We start from the raw sequence: 17900 nt of genomic DNA on the forward strand, positions 1-17900 counted from the left end.
CATGCCCAACACCACGCGCTGCCGCATCTGCGGCGGGACGGTCACCGAGTTCGCGGACTTCGGCAGGCAGCCGCTGTCGGACGCGTTCCGCCGCCCCGACGACACCACCGAGGAGTTCTTCTACCGCCTCGCCGTCGGCTTCTGCGGCACCTGCACCATGACGCAACTCATGGCCGAGGTGCCGAGGGAGAAGATGTTCCACGAGGACTACCCCTACGTCTCCCGCGGCTCCGCGGTCATGCGCGCGCACTTCCGCGGTGTGGCGCAACGGTTCCTGGACACCGAGTTGACTGGCGCCGACCCCTTCGTCGTCGAGCTGGGCAGCAACGACGGCACCATGCTGAAGGTGGTCGCGGAGGCGGGAGTGCGGCACCTCGGGGTCGAGCCGTCCGGCGCGGTCGCCGACATGGCCGCGGCCGACGGCGTCAACGTGCGCAAGGACTTCTTCGAGGAGGCCACCGCCCGCGACATCCGGGAGGGCAACGGACCCGCCAACGTCATCTACGCGGCCAACACCCTCTGCCACATCCCGTACATGGACTCGATCCTGGCCGGGGTGGACGCACTGCTCGCGCCCGACGGCGTCTTCGTGTTCGAGGACCCCTACCTGGGCGACATCGTGGCGCGGAACTCCTTCGACCAGATCTACGACGAGCACTTCTACTTCTTCACCGCCCGCTCGGTCGCGGAGATGGCCGCCCGCAACGGACTGTCCCTCGTGGACGTCGAACGCATCCCGGTGCACGGCGGCGAGGTCCGCTACACCCTGGCCCGCCCCGGCGCACGGCCGGTCGGCGACGCGGTCACCGCGCTGCTCGCCGAGGAGGAGGCGACCGGGCTGGCCGACCTGACGACGCTGGCCGCGTTCGCCACCAGGGTCGGCAAGATCCGCGACGACCTGGTCACCCTGCTGACCGACCTGAAGGCCAAGGGGGAGCGGGTGGTCGGCTACGGCGCCACCGCCAAGAGCGCCACGGTCACCAACTACTGCGGGATCGGACCCGACCTGGTCGAGTTCATCACCGACACCACCCCCGCCAAGCAACACCGGCTCGCGCCCGGCTCGGGCATCCCGGTCCGCCCGGCCGCCGACTTCGCCGACCCCTACCCCGGCTACGCGCTGCTGTTCGCCTGGAACCACGCCGAGGAGATCCAGGCCAAGGAGACCGCGTTCGCCGACGCGGGCGGCAGGTGGATCACGTACGTGCCGGACGTCCGCGTTGTCTGACCTCTCCGGGGCCTTCGCCGTCGTCCTCGGCGGTTCCGGGTTCGTCGGCTCGGCGGTCGCCGCCCGCCTCGCCGCGTGCGGGGCCCGGGTGCGGGTGGTCGCCCGCGATCCGGGCACCCCCGCGTTCCCGGCCGAGACCGTCGCCGCCGACCTGACCGAACCCGGCGCCGTCGCCAGGGTCGTCGCCGGGGCGGACGTCGTGCTGCCGCTGGTGCTCTACACCGGCGGCGGCACCTGGCGAGCGGCCGGTGCGCAGGCCACCGACGCGGCCAGAGTCAACGTGGACGTCGTCGCGACGGCCGCCGCGGCCGGGAAGACCGTCATCGCGGCGGGGTCGACGTCGCAGGTCGGCGCGGACGCGCCCGAGGTGATCACGGGCGCGGAGCAGGACCGGCCCGGCACCGAGTACGACCGGCAGAAGACCGCCGCCGAGGCCGCGGTCCTCGCCGAAGGTGGCGTCAGCCTGCGGTTGCCGGTCGTGTTCGGCCCCGCACCGGCGAGCCTGGACCGGGGCGTGGTGAGCGCGATGGCGCGGCGGGCGCTCGCCGGTCAGCCCCTGACCGTCTGGGGATCCGGCGGCATGCTCCGGGACCTCGTCCACGTCGACGACGTCGCCGCCGCGTTCGCCGCGGCGGTCGCGCACGCGGACCGACTGGCCGGCAGGCACTGGCTCATCGGGTCCGGGCACGGCGTGCCGGTCGTGGAACTGTTCACCCTGATCGCCGCGACGGTCGCCGAGCAGACGGGCAGGCCGCCGGTGCCGGTCACGTCCGTGCCGCCGCCGGAGCACGCGAGCCCGATGGACCTGCGCGGCCTGGTCGCCGACCCGTCCGCCTTCACGGCCGTGACCGGGTGGCGGCCATCCCGCCCGCTCGCCGACGCGGTCGCGGACACCGTGGCCGGTTTGCTTGGTCCACAAGGGAGATAACCACCCCTAACCCGTGTTTTAGGGGTATCACTGGGGTTTACCGCCGTGCCGCTGCCCGGACAAGCTGTTCGCCGACCGGGCAGCACGCACGGAAAACAGGGCCCGCATGGAAGCACGTCAGCTCGCCGTCGGCGGCGCGTGGGCGTTCACCCCCGAACGCCACACCGACGACCGCGGTCTGTTCACGTCCCCGTTCGAGGCGGACGTCTTCGCCGCGGCGGTGGGGCGGCCGCTCTTCCCGGTCGCACAGGCCAGCACCAGCGTGTCCGCGAAGGACGTCGTTCGCGGCGTCCACTACGCCCGCACCGAACCCGGTTGTGCCAAGTACGTGCACTGCCCGCGCGGACGTGTCCTGGACATCATCGTCGACCTGCGTGCCGGTTCGCCGGCCTTCGGCCAGTGGGACGCCGTCGAACTGGCCGACCACGCCGCCGTCTACATCCCGGCCGGGCTCGGCCACGCGTTCGTCGCCCTGGAGGACGACTCCACGGTCTGCTACCTGCTTTCCCGGGGCTACGTGCCCGCCGACGAGCTGGCGGTCTCCGTGCACGGCCTCGGCCTGCCGCTGCCCACCACGCCGCGGCTGTCCGAACGGGACCGGGTCGCGATCCCCCTGGAGCGGGCCCTCGCGGGTGGCCTCCTGCCGACCTACTGACGAAGGAGTCCGGTGGCCGCGCCATCGCAACCCGACCTGGCGACCCGCGTCGCCCTCTCCGCCCGCGACGGGCGCGCGACCGCGCCCGTGCTGGCCTGGCTGGCCGAGCGGGCGGCGGTCACGTGGACCCGTGCCGAACGGATTCCCCTGGAGGACATGGCGGGGTGGGTCACCGAGCCGGGCACCGGCAACCTGCGCCACCACACCGGCCGCTTCTTCAGCGTCGAGTCGCTGACCGTGTCGCTGCCGGGCGCGCCGGTGCCCGCGTGGACGCAGCCGATCATCAACCAGCCGGAGATCGGCATTCTCGGGATCCTGGTGCGGGAGGTGGACGGGACGCTGCAGTGCCTGATGCAGGCGAAGGACGAACCCGGCAACCCGTCCGGCATCCAGCTGTCGCCGACCGTGCAGGCGACGCGGAGCAACTACACGCGGGTGCACCACGGGCGGCCGATCCCCTACCTCGACCACTTCCGGGACGTCTCGCCGCACGAGGTGCTCGTGGACATCCGGCAGTCCGAGCAGGGGGCGTGGTTCTACCGCAAGCGCAACCGCAACATGGTGGTCGAGGTCGACGCGGATGTGCCGGTGCTCGACGGGTTCCGGTGGCTGACACTGGGGGAGATCTCGGCCCTGATGTCGGTGCCGGACCTGGTGAACATGGACGCGCGGACGGTGCTGGCCTGCCTGCCCGGTGGCGGAGCGGCGCTGGCGGCCGCGGCCGACGACGACTTCTCGGCGGCCCTGGTGCGGTCGGCCGATCCCACCGCCGCGTCCGCGCACTGGATCGGGGACGTGCTGAGCTGGATCACCGAGGTCCGCACCCGCACCGAGCTGCGTGCCGCACTCGGGTCGCTGGCCGACTGTCCCGACTGGACACGGGCCGACGGGCGGATCGTCCACCGGGACGGCGGGTTCTTCTCCGTGGTGGGCGCGTCGGTCGAGGCGGTCGGCCGTGAGGTCGGCACGTGGTGCCAGCCGATGCTGGAACCGGTCGGTGTCGGCGTGATCGGGTTCCTGGTCCGGGACATCGGTGGCGTGCTGCACGTGCTGGCGCACGCCAGGATCGAGCCCGGTTACGCGGACACCGCCGAGCTGGCGCCGACCGTGCAGTGCGTGCCGGAGACCTACGACCGCCTGCCGGTGCGGCCCCGGTTCCTGGACGAGGTGCTCACCTCGCCGCGGCTTCGGTTCGACACGGTCCTGTCGGAGGAAGGCGGGCGCTTCCTGGGGGCGCGCAACCGGTACCTGATCGTGGAGACCGACGCCGAGGTGTCACCCGACGACCCGGAGTACCGGTGGCTGACCGTGGCGCAGTTCGAGGAGCTGCTGCGGCACAGCTTCTACGTGAACATCCAGGCGCGGACGTTGTTGCTGTGCCTGCGCAGCCTGATCCCGCGCGGGTGACCCCGCGCGGGATCCGTCCGGACGGTCAGAGGCTCTTCAGCACCTTCAGCAGCGAGTCGACCACGTGGCCCTGCGTGTCCTCGGGGAGCGAGGGGTACATCGGCAGCGAGAAGATCTCGTCCGCCGCGGCCTCCGTCACCGGCAGGCTGCCCTTCCGCCAGCCCAGGTGCTCGAAGCCCGTCATGGTGTGGACCGGCCACGGGTAGCTGATGTTGAGCTGGATGTCGTACGCCTTCAACGCTTCCATGATGTCGTCGCGGCGCGGGTGGCGGACCACGTAGACGTAGTAGACGTGGGTGTTGCCCGGTGCCGTGGCCGGCAGGACCAGGTCGGTGCCCGCTAGCGCCTCCGCGTAGCGGGCCGCCACGGCCTGCCTGCCCGCGATGTAGGCGTCCAGGCGGGTCAGCTTCCTGCGGAGGATCTCGGCCTGCACCTCGTCGAGGCGCGAGTTGTGGCCCGGCGTCTCGACGACGTAGTACGTCTTCTCCATGCCGTAGTAGCGGTGGCGGCGCAGGTTCGCGTCCACATCGGACCGGCCGGTCAGCACCGCGCCGCCGTCGCCGTACGCGCCGAGGACCTTGGTGGGGTAGAAGGAGAAGGCCGCCGCGTCGCCGGTGGCGCCCGCGATCACCCCGTCGCGGCGGGCGCCGTGGGCCTGGGCGCAGTCCTCCAGCAACGACAGCCCGTGGCGGGCGGCCAGCGCACGCAGCGGGGCCAGGTCGACGCACTGGCCGTAGAGGTGGACGGGCAGCAGGCACGTGGTCCTGCTCGTGATCGCGGCCTCGACCTGGGCGGTGTCCATCAGGTACGTGTCGGGGTCGACGTCGACGAAGACGGGGATCGCGCCGACCGCGTCGATGGCGACGACGGTGGGGGCGGCCGTGTTGGACACCGTGATCACCTCGTCGCCGGGGCCGACGCCGAGGGCCTGGAGTGCCAGCTTCAGCGCGTTCGTGCCGTTGTCGACACCGACACCGTGCGGCAGGCCGTGGTAGGCGGCGAACTCCGACTCGAACGCCGACACGCTCGGGCCGAGGACCAGCCGCCCCGAGGAGAACACGGACTCGACCGCGTCGAGGATGTCCTCGCGTTCGGCTTCGTACTCGCGGGAGTAGTCCCAGACCAGAGTCGCCATCATCGCCCTTTCAGTGCGGAAGTCGCGGCAATCCTATGGCTGGCAGGGAATGAGGGGTAACCCCTAACTCGCAGGTCAGCGCCACTGTCGTGGGGTGGGGGAACCAACGGCCGTTACGCCGTGCGCAGCAACGCGAAAGGAGGGGACGGCTAGGGGGCCGCTAGGGGTGTCCCAGCCCGTCCGGCGGCCAATACCGTGGCCGCGCCGGCGGTTTGACGACGACGCGAGGCGGATCCTGCGCATGCCACACTTCCTGTTCCTGTGCCACCCCGATCACGGCCACGTGATCCCGAACCTGGCCGCGGTCACCGAGCTGGTCGCCCGGGGCCACCGGGTCACGTACCTGACCGCGCCCAGCATGGCCGAGATCGCCGAGGGCGCGGGCGCCACCGTCGTCACCTACGACTCGCGGTACCGCGACGCGGACTTCGCGCGGCTGTCGGCCGATCCCGGCTATCTCATGCGGACACTGCTCGACGAGAGCACCGCGATGCTCGCCACCGCGGTCGCGCGGGTCGACCGGCCGGACATGGTCGTCTACGACACCTCCGTCCTCTACGCCGGGCGGATCCTGTCCCGCCACTGGGGTGTGCCCGCGACGCAGTTCATCCCGGTGTTCGCGTCCAACGAGCACTTCTCGTTCCTCAACGCCATGTACAACCCGCGGTCGAGCGCCGAGCAGCCCGCCGCGGAGAAGCCGAAGGAGATGCCTGCCTGGGTCGGCGAGACGATGGCCAGGATCGGCGCGCTCTGCGCCGGGTACGGCGTCGAGGCCGCCCCGCACGAGGTGTGGTTCGAGGTGCCGCCGTTGAGCGTCGTGACCGTGCCGAGGGAGTTCCAGTTCGCCGGGGACACCTTCGACGAGCGGTTCGCGTTCGTCGGTCCGTGTGTCGGCGACCGGGGTTTCCTCGGCGGCTGGACGCCACCGGACACCGACCTCCCGGTCGTGCTGGTGTCGCTGGGCGCGGTGTTCAACGAGGACCCCGGGTTCTTCCGGACCTGTGTGGACGCGTTCCGCGAGCAGCCGTGGCACGCCGTGATCACCCTGGGCGGGCTCGACCCCGCCGCCCTCGGCGAGCTGCCCGCCAACGTGGAGGCGCACCGGTGGGTGCCGCACGTGGCCGTCCTCGAACGGGCCGCCGTCTGCGTCACCCACGCGGGGATGGGCACCGTCATGGAGGCGTTGCGTGCCGGTGTTCCCATGGTCGCCCTGCCCGACTCGCCGCTGGACCGGCCGACCGGGTGGCGCGTAGAGGAACTCGGCCTCGGCGTGCTGCTCGACCGGGAGACCGCGACCGCGGCCGACATCGCCGCCGCGGTCGGCCGGGTCGTCGCCGACGAGGACACCGCCGCCCGCGCCGAGCTGATGCGCAAGGCCGTCGCCGAGTCCGGCGGCGCCGTCCGGGCGGCGGACGAGATCGAGCGGCACCTGACCCGGACGGCGGAATGACGGCCCCCGCCACCGAGTTCAGCATCCTCGGCCCGGTCCAGGTCCGGGCGGGCGACGTCCGGGTCGGGCCGCGTGAACGCGCGGTGCTGGCGCGGCTGGTGCTCGACGCCAACCGGGTGGTCAGCGTCGACCGGCTGATCGACGCGATCTGGCCCGCGGACCCGCCCGCCAGCGCACGCAGCCAGGTCGCCATCTGCGTGTCCCGGCTGCGGCGCTCGCTCGGCACCGCCAGCACGGTCATCGCCACCGCGCCGCCGGGTTACATGGCCCGGCTCGGTGACGAGTCCGCGGACTGGCCGCGGTTCAACACCCTGGTCGCGCGTGGCAAGGCACGCGCAGCGGCGGGGGAGCGGTCCGCCGCGGTCGGACTGCTGCGCGAGGCGTTGTCGCTGTGGCGGGGCGCGCCGTTCGAGGACCTGCCCGGCCTGCGCGACGACGCCGCCCGGGTGCACGCGGCCCGCCTCGACGCGATCGAGCTGTGTGCCGAGCTGGAGCTCCAGCTCGGACTGTACGACCGGGTGCTGAAGGAACTGCCGGTCGTGGTGGCCGAGCACCCGTTGCGGGAACGGGCACGGGCGCAGCTCATGCTGGCCCAGTACCGCGCGGGCCGGCGCGCGGACGCGTTGCGTTCGTACCAGGACGCGCGGCGGGCACTGGTGGAGCAGATCGGTATCGAGCCCGGCCCCGAGCTGCGGGCACTGCACGAGCAGATTCTGCGCGACGAGCCCCGGCTGACGCAGGACGTGCCACGGGAACCGGCCGCGGTCCCGTCCCAGCTGCCCCGGCAACCGGTGCCGTTCGCGGGTCGCGCCGCCGAGCTGTCCGATGTGGACGCGGCGCTCGCGCAACCGTCCGGCGTCGCGGTCGTGTCCGGTCCCGGTGAGATCGGCAAGTCCGCGCTGGCGCTGCACTGGGCACACGCCAACGCCGCCCAGTTCCCCGACGGCCGGTTGTACGCGCAACTGTCCGACGACACGGGCAGACCCGTGCCGGTCGACCGGGTGCTGGCGCGGTTCCTCACCGCCCTCGGCGTCGCGGTCCCGGCGGACCCCGACGAACGGGTGGACCGCTACCGCACGGCGGTGGCGGACCTGCGGCTCCTGGTGGTGCTCGACGGCGCGGTCGACGCCGCGCAGGTCCGGCCCCTGCTGCCGGGTGGCGCGGGCACGCGGGTGCTCGTGACCGGTCGCGACCCGCTCGACGACCTCGTCGTCCGGGACGGCGCCGCCGGGGTCTTCCTCGCCCCACTGTCCACTGAGGAGTCGCTGGGGCTGTTGGAGCTGCTGCTCGGCCGGTCCTGGGTCAGCGACGACCCCCGCGAGGCGGGGCGCCTGGTCGCGACCGCGCAGGGCTTTCCGTTGCCGCTGCGGATGGCCGCGGCCACGGCAGGTTCGGAACGCCGTGCTCGCGGCCGCCTGACCAGCGTCTCCGCCTGACTCACCGAGCCAGCACGGACGTCAGCGCGCCGGCGAGCGCGTCGGCGTCGGCCGGACCGCTCGCGCTGCGCCACGCCACGTGCCCGTCCGGCCGCACCAGCACCGCGCCGCCGGGATCGACGCCGTACGTCGCGGCCCACCCGGGCAGGTCCACGTCGACGGACGACACCGGCACGCCGGTCCGGGCGTCGGCCTCCTTGGCCGCGTCCGTCCAGCCGCCCTCGGAGAACAGCGTGAAGTGCGGGCCGATGGCGTCCAGTGTGGACACACCGGCCCGCAGCCACAGGTGCGGCGCGCGGTGGCCGGGACGGGCCGTCGGCGCGTAGTCGCGGTAGTCGTCCTCGACCGCGGGCTCCGCGGTGCCGTCGGGCACGACCGCGGCGGAGTCGTAGTGGAAGCCGAGCACGAGACCCTCGGACCGCCTGCGGCCCGCCTGCCGCGTGATGGCCTCCTTCATCGTCAGCGCGCCCTCCATCATCTGGAAGGTGATGAACGCGTTGGCGAGGCTCTCGCCCACGGTCCGCTCGCCGACCGGGTGGCGCTCGGCCTCGTAGGTGTCGAGCAGCGCGGGCGACGCGGTGCCCTTCAGCACGGCCGCGAGTTTCCACACCAGGTTGTGCGCGTCCTGAATGCCGCAGTTCATGCCGAACCCGCCCTGGGGCGTCGACACGTGCGCGGAGTCGCCGGCCAGGAAGATCCGGCCGTCCCGGAACCGCCGCGCGGTCACGGCCTGCTGGAGCCACGGCATGACGCCCACCAGCTCGACCGCCAGGTCCGGTACGCCCACGGCGGCCCGGACGACCTCGACGCAGAACTCCGGGGTGAAGTCGGCCTCGCTGCCGCCCTCCGCGGGGTCGTAGCCGGTCTGGACGATCCAGCGGCGCTGGTGGTCGACGGCCTCCACGGCACAGGGGATCGCCGAACGGAGGAAGTACAGCGCGCACATGCGGTCGGAAAGCAGGTGCGCGATGTCCGCGTCGAACATGATGCTGATCATGTGGCCGAGCGGCGGCGGGCCGTCGACGTCGATACCGAGCTGCGCGCGGATGCCGCTGCGCCCGCCGTCCGCGGCGATCGCGTACCTGGCGCGCACGGTCGACCGCCCCAAAGCGGACTCGACCACGGCGTCCACACCGGACTCGTCCTGGTCGAGGCGCGTCATCGTGGTGGCGAACCGGATGTCCGTGCCCGGCAACCGCTCGGCGAGGTCGCGGAGGATCACCTCGAACCTGTCCTGCGCGCAGATGTAGGCGTAGGTGGGGCTGTTGGGCGCGTCCGCCTCGATCGGCGCGACCTCGCGGTGGAAGTCGTCGGCGGTCAGCGAGGTGCCGACGCCGACGGCGAGACTGTCCTCACGGGGCAGTCCCTCCCGTTCGACGGCGTCCTGGATGCCCCACGCGCGCGCCAGTTCCATGGTGCGGGTGGAGATCAGCCGCGCCTTGGGGAAAATCGACGTTCCCTCGTGGCGCTCCACCAGCACGGACGTGAGCCCGTGCCGTGCACATTCCACCGCGGCCGAAAGGCCTACCGGGCCACCGCCCACGATGAGTACGTCGACCTCGGTGTCTGCCATGGGGCGAAGCCTGCGGCACCGCCCGCGTCGTCGTCAACGGGCGAATATCGAAGTGATATGGCACTGACAACGCCCCGCAGTACGGTCTTCCCACGCTGGCGGGCGGTCTACGCGCGCACCTCGCAGAAACGGCTGGAGACACCATTGTTCACGGAAGGTTCGGTCGCACTGGTCACCGGGGGATCCCGGGGGATCGGACGTGCCGTCGCCGTCGACCTCGCCGCGCACGGCGTCCACGTGGTGGTCAACTACTCCCGTTCCGAGGAACAGGCCAAGGAACTCGTGGCACGGATCGAGGCGGACGGCGGCAGCGCGAGCGCGGCACAGGCCGACGTCACCGACGAGGAGCAGGTGCGGGAGATGTTCCGCGCGCTGCGTTCCGAGCACGGCAGGCTCGACGTGCTGGTCACCAGCGCGGGTGTCACCCGGGACCGGCACCTGGTGGTGATGAGCCCCGCCCAGTTCCAGGAAACCATGGACATCAACATGAACGGCACGTTCCTGGCCTGCCGCGAGGCGCTGCGGATCATGCAGCACCAGAAGCGCGGGTCGATCGTGACGCTCAGCTCGGCGAGCGGTCTCGACGGCGGGTTCCCCGGCCAGACCAACTACGTCGCCTCGAAGGGCGCCATCATCGCGTTCACGAAGGCACTGTCCTATGAGGCCGCTCCGCACAACGTGCGGGTGAACGTGGTCGCCCCCGGTTTCGTCGAGACCGACATGACCAGGGTGATCCCCGCCAAGCTCAAGCAGGGCTACGCGGACCGGATCCGCCTCGGCCGCATGGGCCGCCCGGAGGAGATCGCGAACCTGGTCACCTTCCTGGCCTCGGACAAGGCCTCCTACATCACCAGCGAGATCTTCGTCGCCAACGGCGGCGGCCTCGGCTGAGTGCGAAACCCAGTAACAGCAACGGAAGGGACTAGTGTGACCATCGACGAGCTGCGCGCCGCGGCCGCCGTGCGCCACCAGACCTGCGCCCAGATCAAGAAGATGATCGTGTCGCGGCTGGACCTGCCGATCGAGCCCGAGTGGATCACCGACGACCAGCCGCTGTTCGGCCGCGGTCTCGAACTGGACAGCCTGGATGTGCTGGAGCTGTACGTGGCCATCGAGGCCGAGTTCGGCGTCGGCCTCTACGACAGCGACATGTCGGTGTTCGGCTCGGTGTCACGCCTCGCCGACCACGTCAACCCGGCGCTCACGAGCGTTCCGGCATGACCGCCACCCGGGAGCCCGCGGTCAAGCCGCTGAAGCTGTCCAACGACCAGATCCGCGAGATCCTCCCGCACCGCTGGCCGTTCCTGCTGCTGGACCGCGTCGACAAGGTCCAGGCCGGGGTCGGCGGGGTGGCGGTCAAGAACGTCACCGCCACGGAGTTCTGGTTCCAGGGGCACTTCCCGGGCACGGCCGTGCTCCCGGGCGTCATCATCATCGAGGCCATGGCACAGCTCGCGGGCGTGGTGTTCGCGCTGGAGGGTGCCGGGCCCATCGGTTACCTCACCGGGGTGCGGACCATGCGGTTCCGCCGCCCCGTGGTGCCCGGCGACAAGCTGGTCCTCACCGCCGACAAGACCGCGGGCGGACGCGGCTTCAGCGAGTTCAAGGTCAGTGCCCGTGTGGACAACCAGCTCGCGGCCGAGGGCGCCATCACCATCGCCGATCCCGCGACCACTACCGGAAAGGTCTGAACAGCAACATGGCTCCCCTGACGTCAGCGGTGAAGTCCGCGCACCCGGAGGGCACCGCCTACGGCACGGTCGGCGAGGCCGAGGTCCCGCTGCGGTTCTCCACGCTCGAAGCCGAGTACGACGCCATCCGCTCGCGTGCCGCGGTGGTCGACCTTTCCGGCGAGCGCGTCATCGAGGTGTCCGGCCCGGACGCCGTCGAGTTCGCGCAGAAGGTGCTCGCGCGTGACGTCGAGTTCCTGACCGCCGAGCGTTGCATGACGAGCCTCGTGCTGGCCGAGGACGGCTCCGCCGTCGACCAGGTCGTGGTGTGGGGCCGCGAGGACGGCATGCTGCTGGAAAGCTCGGCGGGCGCCGGTACCAAGCTGCTGGAACACCTTCGCTCCCAGGCCGGTGCCGGTGTCGAGATCACCGACCGCACCGAGGAGTTCGCGCTCTTCGGCCTCGAGGGGCCGTACGCGTGGGGTGTCGTCGGCCGACTGATCGACGGCGAGCTGGCGGCGCTGCCGTTCGAGACCGTCGCGGACACCCAGTGGGACGGCGTGGACATCCTGTTCGCCCGCACCGGTGTCACCGGCGAGTACGGCTACAAGGTCATCGCGCCGCGCGAGTCGGCGGAGGCGTTGTGGCACAAGGCCCTCGAGCAGGCCGTGCCCGCCGGGCAGGACGCGCTCGAGCTGGCGATGCTGGAGGTTCGCCAGCCGGTGCTGCACCGCGAGACCGCCGCCGACATCCTCGAGATGGGCGCGAGCTGGCTCGTGGACATCACCAAGGAGGACTTCGTCGGCCGCGACGCCGTGCTGGCCGTGTTCAACGGCCCGGCGGGCCGTCGCACCGTCGGGTTCTCCGGTCAGGGCGAGGTGCCCGCCGCCGGGACCGAGGTCACCGTGGACGGCGAGGTGATCGGCGAGGTCGTCCACGCCGTGCACAGCGTCGGCCTGGAGGCCACCCTGGGCCTGGTTCGCGTGCCCGCCGACCTGGCGGCCGCGGGGCTGCGCCTCACCGTCGGCGGCAGCGAGGTCACGACGCTGACCAGCCCGTACGTCACGCCCAAGAGCTGGAGCACCCCCATCATCTAGTGGGGTGTCCACCAACGTTCGCCGGGTTTCTCGGCGGCCCAGCTTCCCGCTGGCGGCGTCTTGCCAGCGGAAACCTGGATCCACCGACAAACCCATCGACATTGGTGGACACCCCACAATCGCCCTGAGTGGAGGAGCGAGTCATGACGCTGCGCCCGGTGGTGGTCACCGGTGTCGGGGTGATCTGCGCGGTCGGCCGGGACCCGGAGGAGTTCTGGCGGAGGCTGACCGCGGGCGAAGGTGGTGTCTCGGTCGTCGCCGACGACCGGTTCGCGGCCTTCGGCGAAGCCCGGTACGCCGGCCAGGTCCCCGACGAGTGGATCGACAGCCAGCTGCCCGGCGGTGACGCCGGGCTGGACCGGACCGCTCGGCTCGCGCTGGTCGCCGCCCGGCAGGCGGTCGGCCAGGCCGGGCTGACCGACCCGGACGGGGACCGCTACGGCCTGGTGCTCGGCAAGTGCCAGGCGACCCCGGCCCCGAACGGCGGCTATCAGCCCATGCACGCCACCGCGGACGTCGTCGCGGCGCGGCTGGGCATGCGGGGGCCGCGCATCCTGGTGTCCACGGCCTGCGCCGCGGGCGGCAACGCCGTCGGCCTGGCCAAGGACAAGATCCTGACCGGCGAGGCCGACGTCGTCCTCGCGGGCGGCGTGGACCCGCTGTTGTTCGGCACCTACGCCGGGTTCGCCGGGCTGCAGGCGCTGGCGTCCGGCCCGTGCGCGCCCTACAGCCGCTCCGACGGGCTCAACCTCGGTGAGGGCGCGGCGTTCCTCGTCGTGGAGGCCCTGGAATCGGCACTGGCTCGCGGCGCGACACCGCTGGCCGAGGTCGCCGGGTACGGGTTGTCCGCCGACGCCTACCACGCCACCGCGCCCGACCCGACCGGCCGCGGCGGTGTCTCCGCGGTGCGCAGGGCGCTCGCCGACGCCGGGCTCGACATCACCGACGTGGACTACGTCAACGGGCACGGCACCGGCACGCCGGCCAACGACGCCATGGAGAAGAAGGTCATGCGCGCGGTCTTCGGCGACCGTGCGCCGGGCGTGCCGACCAGCAGCATCAAGAGCTTCATCGGGCACACCCTCGGCGCGGCGGGCGCCGTGGAGGCGGTGGCCGCCGTGCTGGCGCTGCGCACCGCGACCGCACCGCCGACCATCGGCTTCACCGACGAGGCGATCGCCGAGTCCACATTGGACTTCGTGCCGAACACCGCCCGGCCGCTGCCGATGGACGTGGTGGTGTCCAACAACTACGCGTTCGGTGGCAACAACGCCTCCCTGGTGCTGCGCACACCGCGCTCGCCGCGTGAACACCCTGGCCCGTTCGAGGCGACCCTGCCCGAGGCGGACGTCGTGGTCACCGGCCTCGGTCCGGTGCTGGGACTCGGGGTCGGCATCGCGGAGGTCGCCGACGCGGTGGCCACCGGCCGCACCGCCGTCGGCGCGGCGCCGTCGCTGGACGGCCGCACCTTCGCACCGCGGTCGCTGTGGCGGCACATGAACAACCTGTCCAGGATGGCCATCGCCGCTTCCCGGCTGGCCTGGGAGGACGCCGGGCTGAAGCTGACCCGTGCCGAGTCCGAACAGGTCGGCGTCATCTTCGCCACCGCGGCGGGCTCGCAGGAGAGCACCGACGGGTTCGACGAGAGCGTGCTGGCCAACCCGAACAAGCCCGCCGTGCTGAGCTTCTCCAACGTGGTGCTCAACGCCACCGGCGGCGCGGTCTGCCAGACGCTGGGTCTGCGCGGCCCGACGACGACGATCTGCAACGGCGGCGCGTCGGCGTCCATCGCGCTGGACTGCGCGGTGGAGACCATCCGGGCTGGCAAGGCGGACGTCGTCCTGGTCGTGGCCGCCGACGAGGCGCCGCGCGGCGCGGACGGTGGCATCGCGGTGCCCTACGACAAGAACTCGTCCGCCGCGGCCGGGGCGTCCGGCGCGGTGGCCATCGTGGTGGAGTCCGCCGCACACGCGCGGGCCCGCGACGCCCGCCCGTACGCGCGGGTGCTGGACAGCGCGCACGTCGGCGCGGGTGGCGGCGACGAACGCGCCCTGGTCGACCGGTCGCTGGCCGCCGTGCCCACCGACGGCGTCGCGCTGGTCGTCGGCGCGGCGACCGGCGGCCCCGGTGACGCGGTGGAGGCCGGCGCCGTCCTCGACGCCGTCCCCGGTGGGCAGCTCACCGCGACCACGGGCCTGACCGGCGACGCCCGGTCGGTGACCGGTGCGCTCAACCTGGCGCTGGCCGCGCTCGCGCTGCGGGACGGCACCGCGCCCGCGCTGCCCGCGCTGTCCACACCGCACACGGGCGGCGTCGACGCGTACGTGACCAAGCCCGACCTGTCCGGCCCGGTCGGCCGCGCGCTGGTGCTGTCGGCCGCGCCCGGCTCGGTGCGGGGCGCCGTCGTCCTGGGCGCGGTATGACCACCTTCGACACGCCGTTCGACACCGCCGAGACCGACCGGCTGCTCACCACCACCCGGTCGGTCCGGCGCAGGCTCGACCTGACTCGGCCGGTGCCGAAGGCGGTCATCGAGGAGGCCCTCGAGATCGCCGTGCAGGCACCCACCGCCAACGACCAGCAGAACTGGCGCTGGCTCGTGGTCACCGAGCAGGACGTGAAGGACCAGCTGGCGGAGCTGTTCGACATCTCCTGGCAGTTCCACCAGAAAGAGGTGTGGACGGGCGCGGGGCGACGACGCAACGTGCCGCAGGCCCGCAGGAACAACGCGTCGGCCGCCGCGCTGGCCGAAAGCATCGCCAAGGTGCCGGTGCTGGTGATCCCGTGCGTGCTCGGCAGGCCGCCGGACATCGGCGCGATCGACGCCCAGTGGGGCGCCGACCCCCGCGTTCGCACCGGCCGGGCCGAGCACGGCGAGGCGGTCGAGGGCGTCCGCATCGGCGCGATGCGCGCCAGCAACTTCTACGGGTCGATCTTCCCCGCCATCTGGTCGTTCCAGCTGGCTCTCCGCAGCCGCGGCCTCGGCAGCACGATCTCGTGCATGCACCTGCCGTTCGAGCGCCAGGTCGGGAACCTGCTGGGCATCCCTGCCGGGGTGACGCAGATCTGCATGGTGCCGGTGGCCTACACCGTCGGCACCGACTTCCGCCCGGCCAAGCGGCACGCCGCCCGGGAACGCACGTGTTGGGAGAGGTGGCACGCATGAGCGGAGCTTGCGGACCGAATCATCGATCGCAGACATCCGGTGTCGACGTCGTGGTGGTCGGCGGGGGAATCGCGGGAGCGTCCGCCGCCGCGTACCTGTCCGCCAACGGCATGTCCGTCGTAATGCTGGAGAAGCAGGAGCACTACGCCGACATCGTCCGCGGCGAGTGGATCGCGCCGTGGGGGTTGCGCGAGGCGCAGGTCCTCGGCGTGGAGGACGCCTTCGGCGTCGGCGGCGCCTGGGAGATCCGCGAGTGGACCCAGTGGGACGAGACCGTCGACCCCGCCGAGGCCGAGACCGTGGACATGACCCGGTTCGTGCCCGGCGTCGGCGGGCCGATGTCGTTCCCGCACCACACGGTGTGCGAGCTGATGGCCGAACAGGCGGCCGCGAACGGCGCGACCGTGGTGATGGGCGCCCAGCGCACCCACGTCACGAAGGGCGTCGCCCCGGTCGTCACGTACACGAAGGACGGCGAAGCCCACGAGCTGCGGCCGCGGTTCGTCATCGGGGCCACCGGGCGCGGTTGCACCATCGGCCGCCAGATCGGCGTGTCGATGGCCACCTCGGTCCACCACTGGGGTGGCGGCGTGCGGGTGTCCGGACTGGACGACTGGCCCATGGACGTCCAGGCGATGGGCACCGAGGACGACAAGATGTTCATGGTGTTCCCGCAGGGCGACGGCCACGCCCGGCTGTACATCAACTTCCCCACCGAGAACAAGGACCGCTACCGGGGCCAGGAGGGCCTCACCCGGTTCATCGCCGACTTCGAGCTGGCGTCCCTGCCCGACCGGGGCAAGTCCGTGTACGCCGCCGCCGTGCCGGTCGGCCCGCTCAAGGTGTGGCCGTCGGTGGCGATGTTCCCCGAGCAGCCGATCGTCACCGACGGGGTGGCACTGGTCGGCGACGAGGCGGGCAACGCGGACACGGTGCTCGGCACCGGTCTGTCGTGCAGTCTGCGTGACACCCGCACGGTGTGCGACATCCTGCTCGGCGGCGACGACTGGTCGCCCGCCGCGTTCGAGCCCTACCTCGACGAGCGCAGGTTCCGGATGCATCGGCTGCACTTCGGCGCGGGCATCATCGCCAAGCTGCACTGCGAGTTCGGACCGGACGCCGCCGAGCGACGCCGCAAGGCACGGGTGCTGATGGCGGACAACTTCGCCGCCCAGGTCACCGGCCTGCTCAACATGGTGCCCCCGGAAGAGGTGCCGGACTTCGGCTTCAGTGAGTTCTTCGCAGAGCGTTTGTTCAGGGAGACAGTGTGACCACAAAGGACAGTCTGCTCACCGATGTCGCGTCGGTGAACAACGTCGAGATCGCCTACGTCGACAGGGGCGAGGGTGACCCGGTGGTGCTGTTGCACGGGTTCCCGGACTCGCACTACCTGTGGCGACACCAGATCGACCCGCTGGTGGACGCCGGTTTCCGGGTGATCGCACCGGATCTGCGTGGCTTCGGCGGGTCGAGCAAGCCCCAAGAAGCCGAGGCGTACGACATGCGCACGATCGTCAACGACGTCGTGGGCCTCACCCAGCACCTCGGCATCTCCCGCGCGCACATCGTCGGCCACGACTGGGGCGCCGCGATCGCCTGGATGTACGCCTTCCTCATGCCCAGGCGCGTGGACCACCTGGCGGTGCTGTCCGTCGGGCACCCCGGCGTGTTCAGCACCCCGTCGATCGAGCAGCGCGCGGCCAGCTGGTACATGCTCTTCTACCAGTTCCCCGGCGTCAGCGAGCAGCTGTTGCGGCGCAACGGATGGCGGCTGTTCAAGGAGATCATGGGCGGCGAGGGCGACCACCAGCGTTACGTGCGTGAGCTGGCCAAGCCCGGTGCGCTCACCTCCGCGCTGAACTGGTACCGGGCCAACCGGTCCCCGGCCGCGGAGCTGCGGGTGGAGACCAACTTCCCGCCCGTGCTCGCCCCCACGCTCGGCGTCTGGTCCACCGGGGACAAGGCGCTGCTGGAGGAGGGCATGACCGGCTCGGCCAAGTTCATCAAGGGACCGTGGCGCTACGAGCGCGTCGACGACGCCAGCCACTGGATCCCGCTGGACCAGCCGGAGCAGGTCACCAAGCTGCTGCTGGGTTTCCTCGGCACCGAGAAGGCCGCGACCGTCCCGGGTCGCAGGCGCAGGCTCTGAGCGCAC

Annotated in this window: 16 protein-coding genes; 14 read left to right on the forward strand and 2 right to left on the reverse strand. The window is 72.0% G+C overall.

Translation table 11 applies throughout. The features are described 5' to 3' along the window. Position 1 precedes the first annotated feature (1 nt). The 4 genes from ACIBVP_RS36650 to ACIBVP_RS36665 all read left to right on the forward strand — a co-directional run bounded on the left by ACIBVP_RS36650 (position 2) and on the right by ACIBVP_RS36665 (position 4218). A complete protein-coding gene (locus tag ACIBVP_RS36650; protein ID WP_396111065.1) occupies positions 2–1228 on the forward strand; it encodes a methyltransferase domain-containing protein in 1227 nt (408 codons plus the stop codon). Continuing rightward, on the forward strand, positions 1221–2156 hold the full coding sequence (locus ACIBVP_RS36655) for an NAD-dependent epimerase/dehydratase family protein (protein ID WP_396111066.1): 936 nt from the start codon (positions 1221–1223) through the stop codon (positions 2154–2156). The genes ACIBVP_RS36650 and ACIBVP_RS36655 overlap by 8 nt, the downstream gene beginning before the upstream one ends. Before the next feature lie 106 nt (positions 2157–2262). Beyond that, positions 2263–2811 (forward strand): dTDP-4-dehydrorhamnose 3,5-epimerase family protein, encoded by a 549-nt coding sequence (locus ACIBVP_RS36660; protein WP_396111067.1) that lies wholly within the window; start codon positions 2263–2265, stop codon positions 2809–2811. 12 nt (positions 2812–2823) lie between these two features. Next, on the forward strand, positions 2824–4218 hold the full coding sequence (locus ACIBVP_RS36665) for an NDP-hexose 2,3-dehydratase family protein (RefSeq protein WP_396111068.1): 1395 nt from the start codon (positions 2824–2826) through the stop codon (positions 4216–4218). A gap of 25 nt (positions 4219–4243) precedes the next feature. Here ACIBVP_RS36665 and ACIBVP_RS36670 read toward each other — a convergent pair whose 3' ends face one another. Beyond that, positions 4244–5353, reverse strand: coding sequence for a DegT/DnrJ/EryC1/StrS family aminotransferase (locus tag ACIBVP_RS36670; RefSeq protein WP_396111127.1), 1110 nt, complete (start codon positions 5351–5353; stop codon positions 4244–4246). A 241-nt stretch (positions 5354–5594) separates the two neighbouring features. Here ACIBVP_RS36670 and ACIBVP_RS36675 point away from each other — a divergent pair, with 241 nt between their 5' ends. After that, on the forward strand, positions 5595–6803 hold the full coding sequence (locus ACIBVP_RS36675; RefSeq protein WP_396111069.1) for a macrolide family glycosyltransferase: 1209 nt from the start codon (positions 5595–5597) through the stop codon (positions 6801–6803). Next, positions 6800–8239 (forward strand): BTAD domain-containing putative transcriptional regulator, encoded by a 1440-nt coding sequence (locus tag ACIBVP_RS36680; protein ID WP_396111070.1) that lies wholly within the window; start codon positions 6800–6802, stop codon positions 8237–8239. The genes ACIBVP_RS36675 and ACIBVP_RS36680 overlap by 4 nt, the downstream gene beginning before the upstream one ends. Before the next feature lies 1 nt (position 8240). Here the strand turns inward: ACIBVP_RS36680 and ACIBVP_RS36685 are convergent, their stop codons facing one another. Beyond that, a complete protein-coding gene (locus ACIBVP_RS36685) occupies positions 8241–9812 on the reverse strand; it encodes an FAD-dependent monooxygenase (RefSeq protein ID WP_396111071.1) in 1572 nt (523 codons plus the stop codon). Positions 9813–9956: 144 nt separating this feature from the next. On the opposite strand from ACIBVP_RS36685, the gene fabG reads away from it, so the two are divergent. The 8 genes from fabG (at position 9957) to ACIBVP_RS36725 (ending at position 17894) form a co-directional block, all read left to right on the forward strand. Next, positions 9957–10703 (forward strand): 3-oxoacyl-ACP reductase FabG, encoded by a 747-nt coding sequence (gene fabG / locus ACIBVP_RS36690; RefSeq protein WP_396111072.1) that lies wholly within the window; start codon positions 9957–9959, stop codon positions 10701–10703. 36 nt (positions 10704–10739) lie between these two features. Beyond that, a complete protein-coding gene (locus tag ACIBVP_RS36695) occupies positions 10740–11033 on the forward strand; it encodes an acyl carrier protein (protein ID WP_396111073.1) in 294 nt (97 codons plus the stop codon). Beyond that, positions 11030–11503 carry a 3-hydroxyacyl-ACP dehydratase FabZ gene (fabZ, locus tag ACIBVP_RS36700; protein ID WP_396111074.1) on the forward strand — a complete coding sequence of 158 codons (474 nt, stop codon included), beginning with the start codon at positions 11030–11032 and terminating at the stop codon, positions 11501–11503. Before ACIBVP_RS36695 ends, fabZ begins: the two co-directional genes overlap by 4 nt. Before the next feature lie 8 nt (positions 11504–11511). Beyond that, entirely contained in the window at positions 11512–12579 is a 1068-nt protein-coding gene (locus ACIBVP_RS36705; protein ID WP_396111075.1) for an aminomethyltransferase family protein, read from the forward strand. A 143-nt stretch (positions 12580–12722) separates the two neighbouring features. Then, positions 12723–15002, forward strand: a complete 2280-nt coding sequence (locus tag ACIBVP_RS36710; protein ID WP_396111076.1) for a beta-ketoacyl-[acyl-carrier-protein] synthase family protein — start codon at positions 12723–12725, stop codon at positions 15000–15002. Further along, on the forward strand, positions 14999–15745 hold the full coding sequence (locus ACIBVP_RS36715; protein ID WP_396111077.1) for a nitroreductase family protein: 747 nt from the start codon (positions 14999–15001) through the stop codon (positions 15743–15745). Before ACIBVP_RS36710 ends, ACIBVP_RS36715 begins: the two co-directional genes overlap by 4 nt. Then, positions 15742–17016 (forward strand): FAD-dependent oxidoreductase, encoded by a 1275-nt coding sequence (locus ACIBVP_RS36720; protein WP_396111078.1) that lies wholly within the window; start codon positions 15742–15744, stop codon positions 17014–17016. The genes ACIBVP_RS36715 and ACIBVP_RS36720 overlap by 4 nt, the downstream gene beginning before the upstream one ends. Then, positions 17013–17894, forward strand: coding sequence for an alpha/beta fold hydrolase (locus tag ACIBVP_RS36725; protein ID WP_396111079.1), 882 nt, complete (start codon positions 17013–17015; stop codon positions 17892–17894). The genes ACIBVP_RS36720 and ACIBVP_RS36725 overlap by 4 nt, the downstream gene beginning before the upstream one ends. Positions 17895–17900: the final 6 nt, after the last annotated feature.

The organism is Actinophytocola sp. NPDC049390, assembly GCF_044466355.1.
Taxonomy (GTDB): Bacteria; Actinomycetota; Actinomycetes; order Mycobacteriales; family Pseudonocardiaceae; genus Actinophytocola.